Annotated in this window: 11 protein-coding genes and 2 pseudogenes; 8 read left to right on the forward strand and 5 right to left on the reverse strand. The window is 77.1% G+C overall.

Annotation, left to right across the window (positions count from 1 at the left end; all coding sequences use genetic code 11):
• From ACQRUO_RS34735 to ACQRUO_RS34745, 3 genes and pseudogenes are all read right to left on the reverse strand, one after another.
• Nucleotides 1-1,716: pseudogene (locus ACQRUO_RS34735) on the reverse strand (hypothetical protein); the annotation flags it as partial.
• 116 nt (nucleotides 1,717-1,832) lie between these two features.
• Nucleotides 1,833-2,720: a hypothetical protein gene (locus ACQRUO_RS34740; protein WP_428320147.1), complete on the reverse strand. Its 888-nt coding sequence runs from the start codon at nucleotides 2,718-2,720 to the stop codon at nucleotides 1,833-1,835.
• Nucleotides 2,720-4,252 (reverse strand): hypothetical protein, encoded by a 1,533-nt coding sequence (locus tag ACQRUO_RS34745; RefSeq protein ID WP_428320148.1) that lies wholly within the window; start codon nucleotides 4,250-4,252, stop codon nucleotides 2,720-2,722. Before ACQRUO_RS34745 ends, ACQRUO_RS34740 begins: the two co-directional genes overlap by 1 nt.
• Before the next feature lie 240 nt (nucleotides 4,253-4,492).
• Between ACQRUO_RS34745 and ACQRUO_RS34750 the strand changes: the two genes are divergently transcribed.
• The 3 genes from ACQRUO_RS34750 to ACQRUO_RS34760 are packed head-to-tail and all read left to right on the forward strand — an operon-like array spanning nucleotide 4,493 to nucleotide 5,883.
• Nucleotides 4,493-4,981, forward strand: a complete 489-nt coding sequence (locus ACQRUO_RS34750) for a hypothetical protein (RefSeq protein ID WP_428320149.1) — start codon at nucleotides 4,493-4,495, stop codon at nucleotides 4,979-4,981.
• Between the two features lie 39 nt (nucleotides 4,982-5,020).
• Nucleotides 5,021-5,383, forward strand: a complete 363-nt coding sequence (locus tag ACQRUO_RS34755; protein WP_428320156.1) for a thioredoxin family protein — start codon at nucleotides 5,021-5,023, stop codon at nucleotides 5,381-5,383.
• Entirely contained in the window at nucleotides 5,380-5,883 is a 504-nt protein-coding gene (locus ACQRUO_RS34760) for a hypothetical protein (RefSeq protein ID WP_428320150.1), read from the forward strand. Before ACQRUO_RS34755 ends, ACQRUO_RS34760 begins: the two co-directional genes overlap by 4 nt.
• Before the next feature lie 48 nt (nucleotides 5,884-5,931).
• Here the strand turns inward: ACQRUO_RS34760 and ACQRUO_RS34765 are convergent, their stop codons facing one another.
• On the reverse strand, nucleotides 5,932-6,762 hold the full coding sequence (locus ACQRUO_RS34765) for an inositol monophosphatase family protein (protein ID WP_428320151.1): 831 nt from the start codon (nucleotides 6,760-6,762) through the stop codon (nucleotides 5,932-5,934).
• 136 nt (nucleotides 6,763-6,898) lie between these two features.
• Here ACQRUO_RS34765 and ACQRUO_RS34770 point away from each other — a divergent pair, with 136 nt between their 5' ends.
• The 5 genes from ACQRUO_RS34770 to ACQRUO_RS34790 all read left to right on the forward strand — a co-directional run bounded on the left by ACQRUO_RS34770 (nucleotide 6,899) and on the right by ACQRUO_RS34790 (nucleotide 11,973).
• Entirely contained in the window at nucleotides 6,899-7,675 is a 777-nt protein-coding gene (locus ACQRUO_RS34770) for a LamB/YcsF family protein (RefSeq protein ID WP_428320152.1), read from the forward strand.
• A gap of 56 nt (nucleotides 7,676-7,731) precedes the next feature.
• Nucleotides 7,732-8,355: a 5-oxoprolinase subunit B family protein gene (locus ACQRUO_RS34775; RefSeq protein WP_428320157.1), complete on the forward strand. Its 624-nt coding sequence runs from the start codon at nucleotides 7,732-7,734 to the stop codon at nucleotides 8,353-8,355.
• Nucleotides 8,352-9,239 (forward strand): biotin-dependent carboxyltransferase family protein, encoded by an 888-nt coding sequence (locus ACQRUO_RS34780; protein WP_428320153.1) that lies wholly within the window; start codon nucleotides 8,352-8,354, stop codon nucleotides 9,237-9,239. The genes ACQRUO_RS34775 and ACQRUO_RS34780 overlap by 4 nt, the downstream gene beginning before the upstream one ends.
• 120 nt (nucleotides 9,240-9,359) lie before the next feature.
• Nucleotides 9,360-10,436 (forward strand): MerR family transcriptional regulator, encoded by a 1,077-nt coding sequence (locus tag ACQRUO_RS34785; RefSeq protein ID WP_428320154.1) that lies wholly within the window; start codon nucleotides 9,360-9,362, stop codon nucleotides 10,434-10,436.
• A gap of 19 nt (nucleotides 10,437-10,455) precedes the next feature.
• Nucleotides 10,456-11,973 carry an MFS transporter gene (locus ACQRUO_RS34790; protein ID WP_428320155.1) on the forward strand — a complete coding sequence of 506 codons (1,518 nt, stop codon included), beginning with the start codon at nucleotides 10,456-10,458 and terminating at the stop codon, nucleotides 11,971-11,973.
• On the opposite strand, the pseudogene ACQRUO_RS34795 reads toward ACQRUO_RS34790, so the two are convergent.
• Nucleotides 11,945-12,697, reverse strand: a pseudogene (locus ACQRUO_RS34795) (HEAT repeat domain-containing protein); the annotation flags it as partial. The gene ACQRUO_RS34790 and the pseudogene ACQRUO_RS34795 sit on opposite strands and share 29 nt — an antisense overlap.

Consider the following 12,697-nt stretch of genomic DNA (forward strand, 5'->3'; position numbering starts at 1 on the left):
GCCCTCGGCGGCGGCGGCCTCGCGGGTGCGGGCGGTGGCCTGCTCGGCGGCGGCGCGGGCCTGCTCCAGGCCGGCGGTGGCGGCCTTCTCGGTGTCGGCGGCGTGCAGCGCGGCGCGGGCCGGGTCGGTGACGGAGTCGGCGTCGGGGCCGGCGGTGTCGATCCAGCCGGCGGCGACCGCGGCGGCCAGCTCCTGCTCGACCTCGGTCAGCCGCTGGCGCAGGTGGTCGGCCTCGGAGCGGGCCTTCTGGCCGGCGGTGGCGGCGGCCACCGCATCGGCCTGGGCCCGGGCGCCGTCCGCCTGGATCTCGGCGGCGCGCTCCTCCTCGGTCTCGGCACGCTCCTCGGCGGTGCCGGCGGCGGCCTCCAGGGCGTGCGCCAGCGCGCCGGCCGCCTGGGCCCGGGCGGCCAGCGCGGGGGCGGCGTCCAGCTCGGCCTCGCGGATCGCCGCGGCCACCCGGGCGGCCCGGTCGGCGGCCGCGCGGTGGCGCAGCACGGCCTCGGCGGCCTGCCAGGAGGAGTACAGGGTGCGGGCGTCCAGCAGTTCCTTGCGCAGCCCGGCGGCCTCGGCGGTGGCGGCGGCCAGCGAGAGGGTGGCGTGCCGGTGGGTCAGCTCGGCGGTGATCAGCGAGTGGCGGGTGCGGTCGGCCTCGGCGGCGGTGACCGCGCCGGCCGCGGCGGCCACCTCGACGGCCAGGTCCTGGGCGCGCCCGCGCTCGGCGCCGGCCCGGGCGGCGAGCGCCTGGGCCAGCCGGCGGGTGCGGCGCTCGGCGGTGCGGTGCACCTCCCGGACGCCCTCGCGGGCGGCGGTGGCGGAGACGATCCGCTCCAGCAGCTCCAGCGAGCCGGCGGTGAAGTCGCGTTCGGCGGTGAGCTCGGCGCGCCGGCCGAGCTTGGCGGCGAAGCCGTGCACCAGGTCGGCCAGGCCGTCGGTGTCCCGGGTGTCGGTGACCGCGCGCAGCAGCAGGTCGGTGAAGTCGGCGTCGTGCTTGACCGCGAAGAGGCCGGCCGCCTCGCCCTCGTCGGCGTTCATCTCGCGCTGGTAGCGGAAGAGTTCGGGGTCCAGGCCGAGCTCGCCCAGGTGCTCGGTCCAGCGCTCGTGGCCGTCCTCGAAGGTCAGGTCGAGGTGCGGGTAGGCCTTGCCGGCCTCGGTCATCGCGTCCCGGAAGCCCTTCATGGTGCGGCGCCGGCCGCGCGGGCGCGGGCTGGGGTCGCCCAGGGTGGCGCGCTCGGCGACCGGCAGCGCGTCCAGGGTCAGGCCGGGGCCCGGGCGGAAGGAGTACCAGGTCTCGGCGAACTTGCGCGGGTCGGAGGAGACCTGGCGGCCGCGCCACTCGCTGACCTTGCCGACCACGATCAGCTCACCGGTGACCGTGTGCTGCCACTCCAGCGCCACGTGCCCGCAGTCGTCGGCCAGCAGGAACTTGCGCAGCACGCCGGAGCTGGCCCCGCCCAGGGTGTTGCGGTGGCCCGGCAGCATCACCGAGAAGATCAGCTTGAGCAGGACCGACTTGCCGCCGCCGTTCTCCAGGAAGAGCACGCCGGCCGGGGCCGGGCGGCGCGGCGGGCCCTCCGGCTCCTCGCCGAACAGGCCGGGCTGCTGCGGGGCCGGGTTGGCCACCGGCTCGCCCACGCCGCGCAGGTCCAGCACGGTGTCGGCGTAGCGGGCGCCGGCCGGGCCGATGGAGTAGAGGCGGACCCGGTTGAGCTCGTACATGAACTGACTGACTTTCGGCTGGGTCGGGTGGGGGCGGGCTGGAGCGGGGGCGGGGCGGACTGGAGCGGGGGGCGGGGCCGGCGCGGCGGTCCGGCGGGAGCGGTCCGGCGGAACGGTCAGAGCGCGTGGAACGGCAGACCGGCGTCGGCGACCAGTTCCTCGGTGTGGTCGGCCGGCAGCAGGGTGGCGGCGCCGTCGCCGACCGGGACCACGCCCAGGTCGAGCAGCTCGGCCATCGCGGCGCTGGCGGCCAGGTCGCGGACCTGGAGCTGGTAGCGGGCGGTGGTCCGGTAGGTGCCACCCGAGTCGTCGGAGGTCTTCTGCAGGAAACCGGAGTCGACCAGGAACGCCACCGCCTTGCCGGTGATGCCGATGGTGGAGCCGGACAGCCGGCGCGCGTCCTTGGTGGCGCCGGTGGTGGAGCGGCGGGTCCAGACCCGCCAGGCGGCCTCCAGACCGGGGGCGTCGCTGGCCGGGTCGGTGTTGTCGCCGGCCTCCTCGGCCCGCTCCTCCAGCCGGCGGCAGGCCTGGCGGACGAAGGCGTCCACGCCGTTGACGGTGACCCGGCCGAGGTAACCGTCGTCGGCCAGGTCCTCCGGGCGCGGGAAGGCGAGCGCGGCCACCGCGAGGTGGGCCAGGCCGTGCAGGAAGCGGTCGGCGGTCTCGGAGGCGGCGCGGCGCGAGTAGTCGCCCATCCGCACCGCGAAGACCGAGTCCTCGGCGGCGGCCAGCGCCATTCCGGCGCGGGCCGAGACCTCCAGCACCACCAGGCCGAGACCGGCGGCGACCGCGTCGGCCAGCCGGGCGAACTGCGGGTCCTCGCGGTGCCGGCGGACCAGCTCGGCGTACTCGGCGTCGCGGGCCGGCAGCAGCTTGGCCTGCAGGCCGAAGGAGACCAGCCGGGCGGCGTCGGCCACGTCCGCGGGGGTGACCGGGCGCTCCCGCGGCGCGTCGTCCTGAGGGGTGGTCACGTGGCTCGCTCCTGGGTGCTGGTGGTTGTTCATCACTGCGCGTCCTGCCGGTCGGCGGCCATGCCGACCGCGTCCAGCAGGGCGCTGCCGACGATCAGGTCGGCGCCGCCGAACTCCGGGTCGTGCAGCACGGTGCCGTCGTCCACCGCGAAGAGCAGCCGCTCCTCGCCCTGGCGGTAGGCGGTGCCGACCGGCGGGCTGGCGGCGTGCACGGCGAGCAGCGCGACCAGGTAGGGCAGTTCCGGGTCCTGGGCGCGGGCCTCGGCGAGCAGCCCGGAGAGCCGGCGCGGGGCGTCGGCGGGCAGGTCGAGCAGCTGCAGCGCGGCCTCCAGCTGGGCCTCGGAGAACCGGCTGTCGTCGGGGGTGGCGACCAGGTCGGGGTCGGGCAGCTCGGCGCCCAGGTGCTCGCGCTCGACCGGCGGGGTGAGCAGCAGGTCGACCAGGTCGCTGACCCGGACCGCGGTCGGGGTGCGCAGGCCGGTGCCGCGGGCGAAGAACGCGTCGGTGGGGCGGATCGCCTGCTCTATCGGCAGCTCCAGCACCGGGGCGAGCAGCTGGCCGTAGAGGTCGATGCCGGAGCGGGCGGTCGGCGCGGCGAAGGCCTGCCGGTCCTGCTCGGCGCGGAACAGCGGGCCGGCCTCCAGCAGCCGGGTCTGCAGCTGGGTGTGCCGGCGGATGCAGTCCTTGACGATGTCGACCAGCTCGGCGGCCTGCCGCTTGTGCTCGGCGCCCTCGGCCTCGTCGCGGGCCTTGCGGATGTTGGTGAGGATCGCGTTCTCGTGCCGGTAGCGGTCGGCGATGTGGTCCAGCGCCTCGTCGATCAGGTCGGGGATGGCGCGCATCCAGTCGACCGCGCGCACGTTGCGCCGGGTCGCCTCCAGGGCGCGGCGCAGCGTCTCGGCGTACTGGACGGTGCGGTAGCGGGCCTGCTCGGCGGCGAGCTGGGCGTCGGCCAGCCGGCCGCGGCGGATCAGCACCTCCAGCTTGACCTCGGCGGCGATCTGCGCCGAGGTGACGTCGGTGTCCAGGGCGCCGACCAGGACGTTGACCGCCTCGTCGGTGGTGCGCAGGTAGACCCCGCCGTCCGGGCCCGGCACCTCCTCGATCAGCTTGAAGTCGTAGTCGCGGCGCAGGTAGGCGCCGTCGGCGGCGAAGGTGCCGTACACGGCGCGGAAGCCGCGGTCGACGCTGCCGACGTTGATCAGCGACTCCAACACCCAGCGGGCCACCCGCTGGTGCTCGGCGGCCGGGCGCCCGGGGTGCTGGGCGGTGACCCGGGGCAGCAGCCGGGCCAGCACCAGCTCCCGGTCGGCCCCGGTGTCGAAGTCCATGTTCAGGGTGACCAGGTCGATCGCGGCCAGGCCGACCTCGGCCATCGCGTAGCCGCCGTACTCGCCGGCCAGGTTCACCTTGCGGTTGTCCAGGTCGTGCAGCGGGGCGGTGCAGGCCAGCGCCTTGAGCCGGCGGGCCAGGCCCTCGTCGGCGGCCGGGCCGGGCGCGGGGCGGGCGCCGCCGGCGGGCGGGCGGAGCTCGCGCTCGGCGGGCTGATCAGCGATGACGGTCACGGTGGACAAGCCTAGGGCCACTGACCGACAGGGCCTGAAATGGGGTGTTCGCTCGGGTTCGCCCGGGTATCGGCGGGCGACTGGAAGGTGAGTTGAACGCGTTCAAAATGGCGACTAGGGTCTGACTGCCGGGTGTCGACCCGGCTCGAGAGGGGGTTCGTCATGTCGGGGCTCGTGTGTGCCGGGCGGGTCACCAGGCGGTCCGGGGGATCCGGGGCCGCCGGGCGGCCGGATGCGGCGGTGGAGCTGCGGACCGTGCGCCGCTGGCTGTGGATCTTCGTGGTCTGCCTGGTGCTCAGCGGGCTGACCGCCTTCCCGCTGCGCGCCGAGACCGCCTGGGCCGCCGAGCTGGCCCACCGGCTGCCCACCCCGCCGCCGATGCTCCACTGGCTGGACCGGGTCCGCGCCGCCCTCGCCGACACCGGCGACCGCTACCCCTTCCTCGCCTACGGCACCGACTGGCTGGCCTTCGCGCACCTGGTGATCGCCGGGATGTTCCGGGGCCCGCTGCGCGATCCGGTGCGCAACGTCTGGGTGGTGCAGTGGGCGCTCGGGGCGTGTGCCGCGATCCTGCCGCTCGCGCTGATCTGCGGGCCGCTGCGCGGCATCCCGGTGTTCTGGTGCTGCATCGACATGTCGTTCGGGGTGGTGGGCGCGGTGCCGCTGCTGCTGGTGCTGCGGGCGATCCGCCGGCTGGAGCGGGCGCAGGCGCTATCCTCCAGCGTCTGATCCACGAGAACCGACGCCGCCCGGGACGCGAAGGCCGACATCCACGCCGCGCTGACCGCCGCCGCGCAGGGCGACCGCGAGGTGCTGCTCGACTTCGGCGCCAACTGGTGCCCCGACTGCCGGGCGCTCGACCAGATGTTCCAGTCGCCCCAGGTCGCGCCGCTGCTCAAGGCGGACTACCTGGTCGTGCCGATCGACGTGGGCCAGTTCGACCACAACGTCGACCTCGCCGGTCGGTACGTCGACCTGAGCACCAGTGGCATCCCGGCGCTCGTCGTGCTGCAGCCCGACGGCACGGTGCGCACCGCCACCGACGACGGCTCGTTCTCCGACGCCCGGACCATGGACCCGAGCCAGGTGAGCGCCTTCCTGACCCGCTGGGCGCCCGGCGCGGGCCTGTGAGCCCGTCCCGTCGGCGGCTCGCCGTCCTGGGCGCGGCGGCGGGCCTGGCGCTCGCCGGCTGCGCCGACGGGCCGACCGCGGAACCCACGGCCCACGCCGCGGCCGGCGGGGTCACGGTGACCGCCACGCTGGCGGGCCCGGCGGGCGGCGGGCGCGAACTGCGGATCACCTTCGCCCCGCAGCGACCCGGCTTCCACGTCTACAGCGTCGACCTCCCGGCCGGGGGCGTCGACGGCCTGGGCGTGCCCACCAGGATCGCCGTCCGCGGCGACCTCGCCGCGACCGGCGGGCCGACGGCCGACCGCCCGACCCACCTGCTGCAGCCGGCGGGCCTGCCGACCCGGATCCCGGTCTACCCGGACGGACCGGTGACCTTCACCGTCCCGGTCCGGCAGAGCGGCCACCACCGGGCCGACGTGGTGGTCGGGTACGGCGCGTGCAGCGAGAACACGTGCCTGCTGCCGGTGCACGACGAGACCCTGCAGCTGGCGCTGGACTGAGCCAGGACCTGGCGCCGGACTGAGCCGGGATCGACCTCCGCTGCGCGGTCAGCCGCCGGTCAGGGCGGTGCGGACCGCGGACCAGCAGGCGCTGTCGGCCGCCACCAGGAGGCCGGTGCGGGTGTCGGTCACCTGGTAGGCGGTGCCGTCCAGACGGCGGGCCGTGCCACCGGCCTCGGCCAGCAGCAGGGCGCCCGGGGCGTGGTCCCAGGGCAGGGTGCGCTGGTAGCGGATGAAGTCGAGGCCGCCCTCGACCAGGTCCGGGTAGTCCACCCCCGCACTGCCGGTGCCGCTGCCCAGGGCGGCGAAGCGGTCGGCCGCCGCGGCGACGGCGGCCCGCTCGGCCGGGTCGAGGAAACGGGTGAGCGCCGCCCCGCGCAGCTCGCCGAGCGCCGCCGGGGCCGGGGCCCGCCGGATCCGGGTGCCGTCGCGGAAGGCGCCCGCGCCCAGCTGCGCCGTGTAGCTGCGCCCGGTGGCGGGCTGGAGGATCCAGCAGGCGACCGTCCGCCCGGCCCGGACCAGGGCGGCCATCACCGCGAAGTGCGGCCGGCCGGCGACGAAGTTGGCGGTGCCGTCCAGCGGGTCGACCAGCCAGGCGACCGGCGCCTCGCGCAGGGCGGCGAGCAGCCCGGGATCGGCGGTGCCGGCCTCCTCCCCCACCACGGGGACGTCGAGCAACGCGCGCAGCCGCGCGGTGATCAGCGCCTCGGCCTCCCGGTCGGCCACCGTGACCAGCTCGCCGGGGCTCTTCTCGGTCACCTCGCCCGCGGCGAGCGCCCGGAACCGGGGCAGGACCGCGGTGGCGGCGGCCTCCCGGAGGATCTCGGTCACGTGCTCGATCTGCTGGTCGGACAGGTTGTCTGACAGGTGGTCTGACATGGTGGTGATCCTATTCAGGCGCACCGCCGCACCCGAACGCGTGCGCCCGAACGGGGTGGGCGGGGCGGTCCGGTCCGACGGAGAGGCCCTACCATCCCCTCAGGCATCCACAGCAAGCTCTGGGAGGCGCGGGCCCGTGGCCGATACGGTGATCGATCTCAACGCGGACCTCGGCGAGGGGTTCGGACGCTGGACGCTGACCGACGACGAGGCACTGCTCTCGGTGGTGACCAGCGCCAACGTCGCCTGCGGCTTCCATGCCGGCGACCCCTCCACGATGCGGCGGGTCTGCGCGCTGGCCGCCGAGCGCGGGGTGCGGATCGGCGCCCAGGTCTCGTACCGGGACCTGGCCGGCTTCGGGCGCCGGGCCATGGAGGTGCCACCGGACGAACTGGCCGACGAGATCGCCTACCAGATCGGCGCGCTCCAGGTGTTCGCCCGGGCGGCCGGCTCGCGGGTCAGCTACGTCAAACCGCACGGTGCGCTGTACAACAAGGTGGTGGCCGACAGCGAGCAGGCCGAGGCGGTGGTCGCCGGGGTGCTGCGGGCCGGCGCGGTCTGCGACGGGCCGCTGCCGGTCCTGGGCCTGCCGGGCTCCAAGCTGCTCCAGGTCGCCGAGGGGGTCGGACTCCCCGTGGTCACCGAGGCGTTCGCCGACCGCGCCTACACCTGGGCCGGCACCCTGGTGCCGCGCAAGGACGCGGACGCGGTGGTGCACGACCCCGAGGCGGTGATCGCCCGCGCGGTCGGGATGGCCCGGGACGGACTGGTGACGGCGATCGGCGGCGAACCGGTGGCGGTGGAGGCCCGCTCGCTGTGCGTGCACGGGGACACGCCCGGGGCGGCGCAGCTGGCCTGGCGGGTGCGCGGGGCGCTGGCCTCGGCCGGGATCCGGGTGGAGGCCTTCACCTGATGGACGAGCACCTGACGAACGAGCGCCAGACGGACGAGCGCCTGACGAGTGACCGGCTGACGGTCCACCAGGTCGGGGACCACGCACTGCTGCTGGAGATGGCCGGCGGCGACCAGGTGGCCGAGCTGTACGCCCGGCTGCTGGCGGAACGGGAACACGGGCGGCTCGGCACCGTGACCGAGATCGTGCCGGCCGCACGCACCGTGCTGCTGGACGGGCTGGCCGCCCCCGCCGAGACCGCCGAGGTGGTGGCCGGCTGGCGGGTGGCCGGCACCCCGCCGGCGGGCGGGCCGCTGCTGGAGATCCCGGTCGTCTACGACGGCGCGGACCTGGCCGTGGTCGCCGAGCACTGGGGCGTCTCGCCCGCCGAGGCGGTGGCGCTGCACAGCGGGCTGGAGTACCGGGTGGCCTTCAGCGGCTTCTCGCCCGGCTTCGGCTACCTGACCGGTCTGCCGCCCGAGCGCGAGGTGCCGCGCCGGGCCACGCCGCGCCCCTCGGTGCCGGCCGGCTCGGTCGCCCTCGCCGGGCCGTACACCGGGGTGTACCCGCAACCCTCGCCCGGCGGCTGGCAGTTGCTCGGCCGCACCGACCTGGTGCTCTGGGACACCGCGCGGGAGCCCGCCGCGCTGCTGGTGCCGGGCCTGCGGGTGCGGTTCGTACCGACCGGAGGTGCCGGATGAGCGAGGGCGGAGAGTTGATCGTGGTGCGGCCCGGGCCGCTGACCACCGTGCAGGACCTGGGCCGCCGTGGGGTGGCGCACCAGGGCGTGCCCCGGGCCGGTGCGCTGGACCTGCCGGCGCACCTGGCCGCCAACCGCCTGGTCGGCAACCCGCCCGGCGCGGCCACCCTGGAGACCACCCTCGGCGGCCTGACCGTCCGCGCGCTGCACGCCCCGCTGCTGGTGGCCGTCACCGGCGCCGCCGCCCGGGTGCGGATCGACGGCCACCCGGCGCCCTGGGGCGAGCCGGTCCGGCTGCCGCCGGGCGCGAGCCTGGACGTCGGACCGGCCGACTTCGGGGTCCGCTGCTACCTCGCGGTGCGCGGTGGCATCGCGGTGCCGGCGGTGCTCGGCAGTCGCTCGGCCGACCTGCTCACCGGCCTGGGCCCGACCCCCCTGCGGGCCGGCGACCTGCTGCCGGTGGGCCCCGCGGGCCCGCCCGGTGCCGAGGCGGGGGCCCCGGGTGCCGAACTGGTGCCGCTGCCGGAGGCGCCGGCCGAACTGGTGCTGCGGCTGCGGCCCGGACCGCGCGCCGACTGGTTCCTGCCCGGCACCCTGGCCGCGCTGGCCCGCGCCCACTACCGGGTGGCCCAGGCCAGCAACCGGATCGCGCTGCGCACCGAGGGGCCCGCGCTGATCCGGCTCCGGCACGACGAACTGGCCAGCGAGGGCATGGTGCTGGGCGCGGTGCAGGTGCCGCCGGACGGACAGCCGGTGGTCTTCCTCGCCGACCACCCGACCACCGGCGGCTACCCCGTGCTCGGCGTGGTCCCGGAGACCGACCTGGCGGCCGCCGCACAGGCCCGGCCGGGGATACCGGTACGGTTCGTACCGGCCCGACGGTGACGCCGGCCCGTTGACCTCGACCCGCCGGCCCCACCCCGTTGACCTTGACCCTGGGGGAAGGTCCAGCATCCTCGGCACCGGGCACCGCGCCCGGCACGAGCAAGGGGACGAGGGGGACGGGTGGAGCGGCTGACCATCGGGGCGTTCGCCCGCGCCTGCGGGCTGTCGCCCAAGGCGCTGCGCCTCTACGACGAGTCGGGCCTGCTGCGCCCGGCCGAGGTCGACCCGCTCTCCGGGTACCGGTTCTACGCCCCGGCCCAGGTGGAGCGGGCCCGGCTGGTCGCGCACCTGCGCCGGATCGGGGTGCCGCTGGCCCGGATCCAGCGGATCTGCGCGCTGGACCCGGCCGGTGCCGCCGCCGAACTGCGCGGCTACTGGGACGGGGTGCTGGCCGACACGGCCGCCCGCCAGGACCTGGTCACCCTGCTCGTCGAGCACCTCACGGGGAGCACGACGATGACCGAAAGCCTGGGCCTGCGCTACGCGGCCCGCACCGACCGGGGCCTGGTCCGGGCCCGCAACGAGGACAGCGCCTACGCCGACGCCGGCCTGCTCGCGGTCGCCGACGGCTACGGCGGCCCGGAGGCGGCCGGCGCGGCGGTGGCGGCGCTGCGACGCTTCGACCCGGCCCGGCTCGGCCCCGGCGACCTGCTGAACGCGCTGGCCCAGGCGGTGGCGGCCGGGGTGGACGACGCCCCCGAACGGACCGGGACCACGCTGACCGCACTGCTGCTGACCGGCTCGCGGCTGGCGCTGGTGCACATCGGCGACTCGCGCGCCTACCTGCTGCGGGACGGCGAGCTCTACCAGATCACCCACGACCACACACTGGTGCAGGCGATGGTGGACGAGGGCCGGCTGACCGCCGCGGAGGCCGCCTCGCACCCGCAGCGCAGCCTGCTGCTGCGGGCGCTGGGCCCCGACGGGGACGCCGCCCGCCCCGACCTGTCGCTGCACACCGCCCGGGCCGGCGACCGCTACCTGCTCTGCTCGGACGGGCTGAGCACGGTGGTCCCCGAGCAGCGCCTGCACACCGCGCTGAGCAGCATCGCCGACCCGGAGCAGGCGGTGCAGCAGCTGATCACGCTGGCCAACCGGGCCGGCGGGCCGGACAACATCGCCTGCGCGGTGGCCGATGTGGTGGCCGATGTGGTGGCCGCCGGTGCGGTCGCCGCCGGTGACGCGGTGGCGGGCTGAGGTGGCGGGGGCGTCCGGGGTGCTCGACACCCGCCCGCTGCGGCTGCCCGCCTTCCGGCGGCTCTTCCTCTCCTCGCTGGTCACCGCGCTCGGCGGCCAACTGACCGCGTTCGCCGTGCCGCTGCAGCTCTACCGGCTCACCGGCTCCTCGCTCTGGGTCGGCCTGGGCAGCACGGCCGGGCTGCTGCCGATGGTGGCCGCCGCGCTCCTCGGCGGCGCGTTGGCCGACCGGGTGGACCGGCGCCGGGTGCTGCTGCGCGGCAACGCCGGGCTCGCGCTCTGCTCGCTGCTGCTCTGGGCGCAGGCCGCGGCCGGACTGCGGTCGCCGGTGCTGCTGCTGGCGCTGGTCGCCGCCCAGCAGGCCTGCTTCGGCGCCAACGCCGCGGTGCGCGGGGCGATCGCGCCACGGCTGGTGCCCACCGAGCTGCTGCCGGCGGCCAACGCGCTGCAAACCCTGGTCGGCTGGGCCGGCGGCATCGGCGGGCCGCTGCTGGCGGGCGTGCTGCCGGCCGTCACGGGACTGGGCCCGCTCTACCTGCTGGACGCGGCGGCGCTGGTGGCCGCGCTGCTCCTGGCCCGCCGCCTGCCGGCCCTGCCCCCGGCGGGAGGAGCGGAGCACCCTGGCACGGAGCACCCCGGCACGGGGATCTCCCGGGTGGGGAGTCCCGGTGCAGTGTCCCGGGGCCTGCTGTTGGCACGCCGCCGGCCCGCACGGCCGCCCGCGGCCGGCGCGGGCCACCCCGATGCGGGGAGCCCCGGCGTGGCGCGCGCTGGTGCGGGGAGCTCTGGCGCGGTGTCCCGCCGCCTGTGGGCCCGGTGGCGGGCCGGGTGGCCGTCCGTGGGCGGCGTGGCGCCCCGGGGGCTGGTGCGGGAGGTCGGCGAAGGGTTCCGGTACCTGGCCGGGCAGCGGGTGCTGTTGGCCGCCTACCTGGCCGACTTCACCGCGATGTTCTTCGGGATGCCGGTGGCACTCTTCCCGCAGCTGGCGCAGCAGGGCCCCGGGCCGGCGGCGATCGGGCTCTGGTCGGCGGCGCTGTCCACGGGCGCGGTGCTGGCCGGGCTGGCTGTCGGCCGGTTCGGCGGGCTGCGGCGGCACGGCGCCCTGGTCACCGGGGCGGTCTGCGTCTGGGGGCTGGCGGTGGCCGGGTTCGGCCTGGTCCGCTCGGTGCGGGCGGGCGCGGTGCTGCTTGCGGTCGGCGGCGCGGCGATCGTGGTGCTGAGCGTGTTCCGCAAGACCATCCTGCAGAGCGCGGCCACCGACGGGATGCGCGGGCGCCTGCAGGGCACGGACACCGTGATCGCCGCGGGCGGGCCGCGGCTGGCGGGGCTGGCGCACGGCGCGGTCGGGGCCGCCGCCGGTACCGGCTGGGCGATCACCGGCGGCGGGGTGCTGGCGGTCCTGGCGGCGCTGGGCACCGCGGTGGCGGTGCCGGCCTTCTGGCGCTACGCCCCGCCCCGCGCGGTCCGGTCCCAGGCAGTCCGGTCCGAGGCGGCCCGGTCCGAGGCGGCTACGCGCCCGCCGAGCCCCGTGCGGTGAGGCGGCCGCGGACGGCGGCGTGCACCTCGGCCTCCTCGGCCGGGTCGGCGGCCAGGCGGCGCAGGCGCTCCAGCACCCGGGCGTCGCCGGTGGTCACCACGTGGCGGGCGGCCAGTTCGCGGGTGGCCTCCTCGCAGTCCCAGAGGCACTCGACGGCGACGCCCCGGGCGAACGAGCGGTCGGTGGCGGCCAGCGCCCGGGCGGCGCGGCCGCGCAGCTCGGAGGAGACGGCCTCGCCGTAGATGTGGCGCAGCACCGGCACGGCTTCTTCGGCGGCCAGCCGCCCCACTCCGTCGACCAGGCCGCACAGCCGCGGGTCGCGCACGCCGTCGGCCAGCACCCGGCGGCGCAGGCCGGCCACCACCAGGGCGGCGTCGGCCGGCTCGCCGATGTCGGCCAGCAGCAGCACGGCGGCCTCGCCGAGCGCGCTGTCGGCGCCACCGGTGTCGGGGTCGGCCCAGCGGCGGGCCCGGGCCAGGGCGCGCGGGCCGCGCATCCGGGCCACCGCGTCCAGCGCGGCGGTCACGGTCCGCGGGTCGGCGTCGGCCGCCACCGCCTCGATCAGCTCGGTGAGCACACCGGCCGGCAGGCCGTCCGCGGGGGCGGCGGCACCGGCGGCCGACAGCTCGGCGTCCTGGTCGACCAGGTGGCGCAGCGCGGCCCGGCGGGCGCCCTCGGCGCCGTCGCGGGCGGCGGCGAGCAGCTGCTCGCTGTCCTCTTGGCG

This window comes from Kitasatospora sp. LaBMicrA B282 (assembly GCF_050325825.1).
In the GTDB taxonomy this organism is placed as follows: domain Bacteria; phylum Actinomycetota; class Actinomycetes; order Streptomycetales; family Streptomycetaceae; genus Kitasatospora.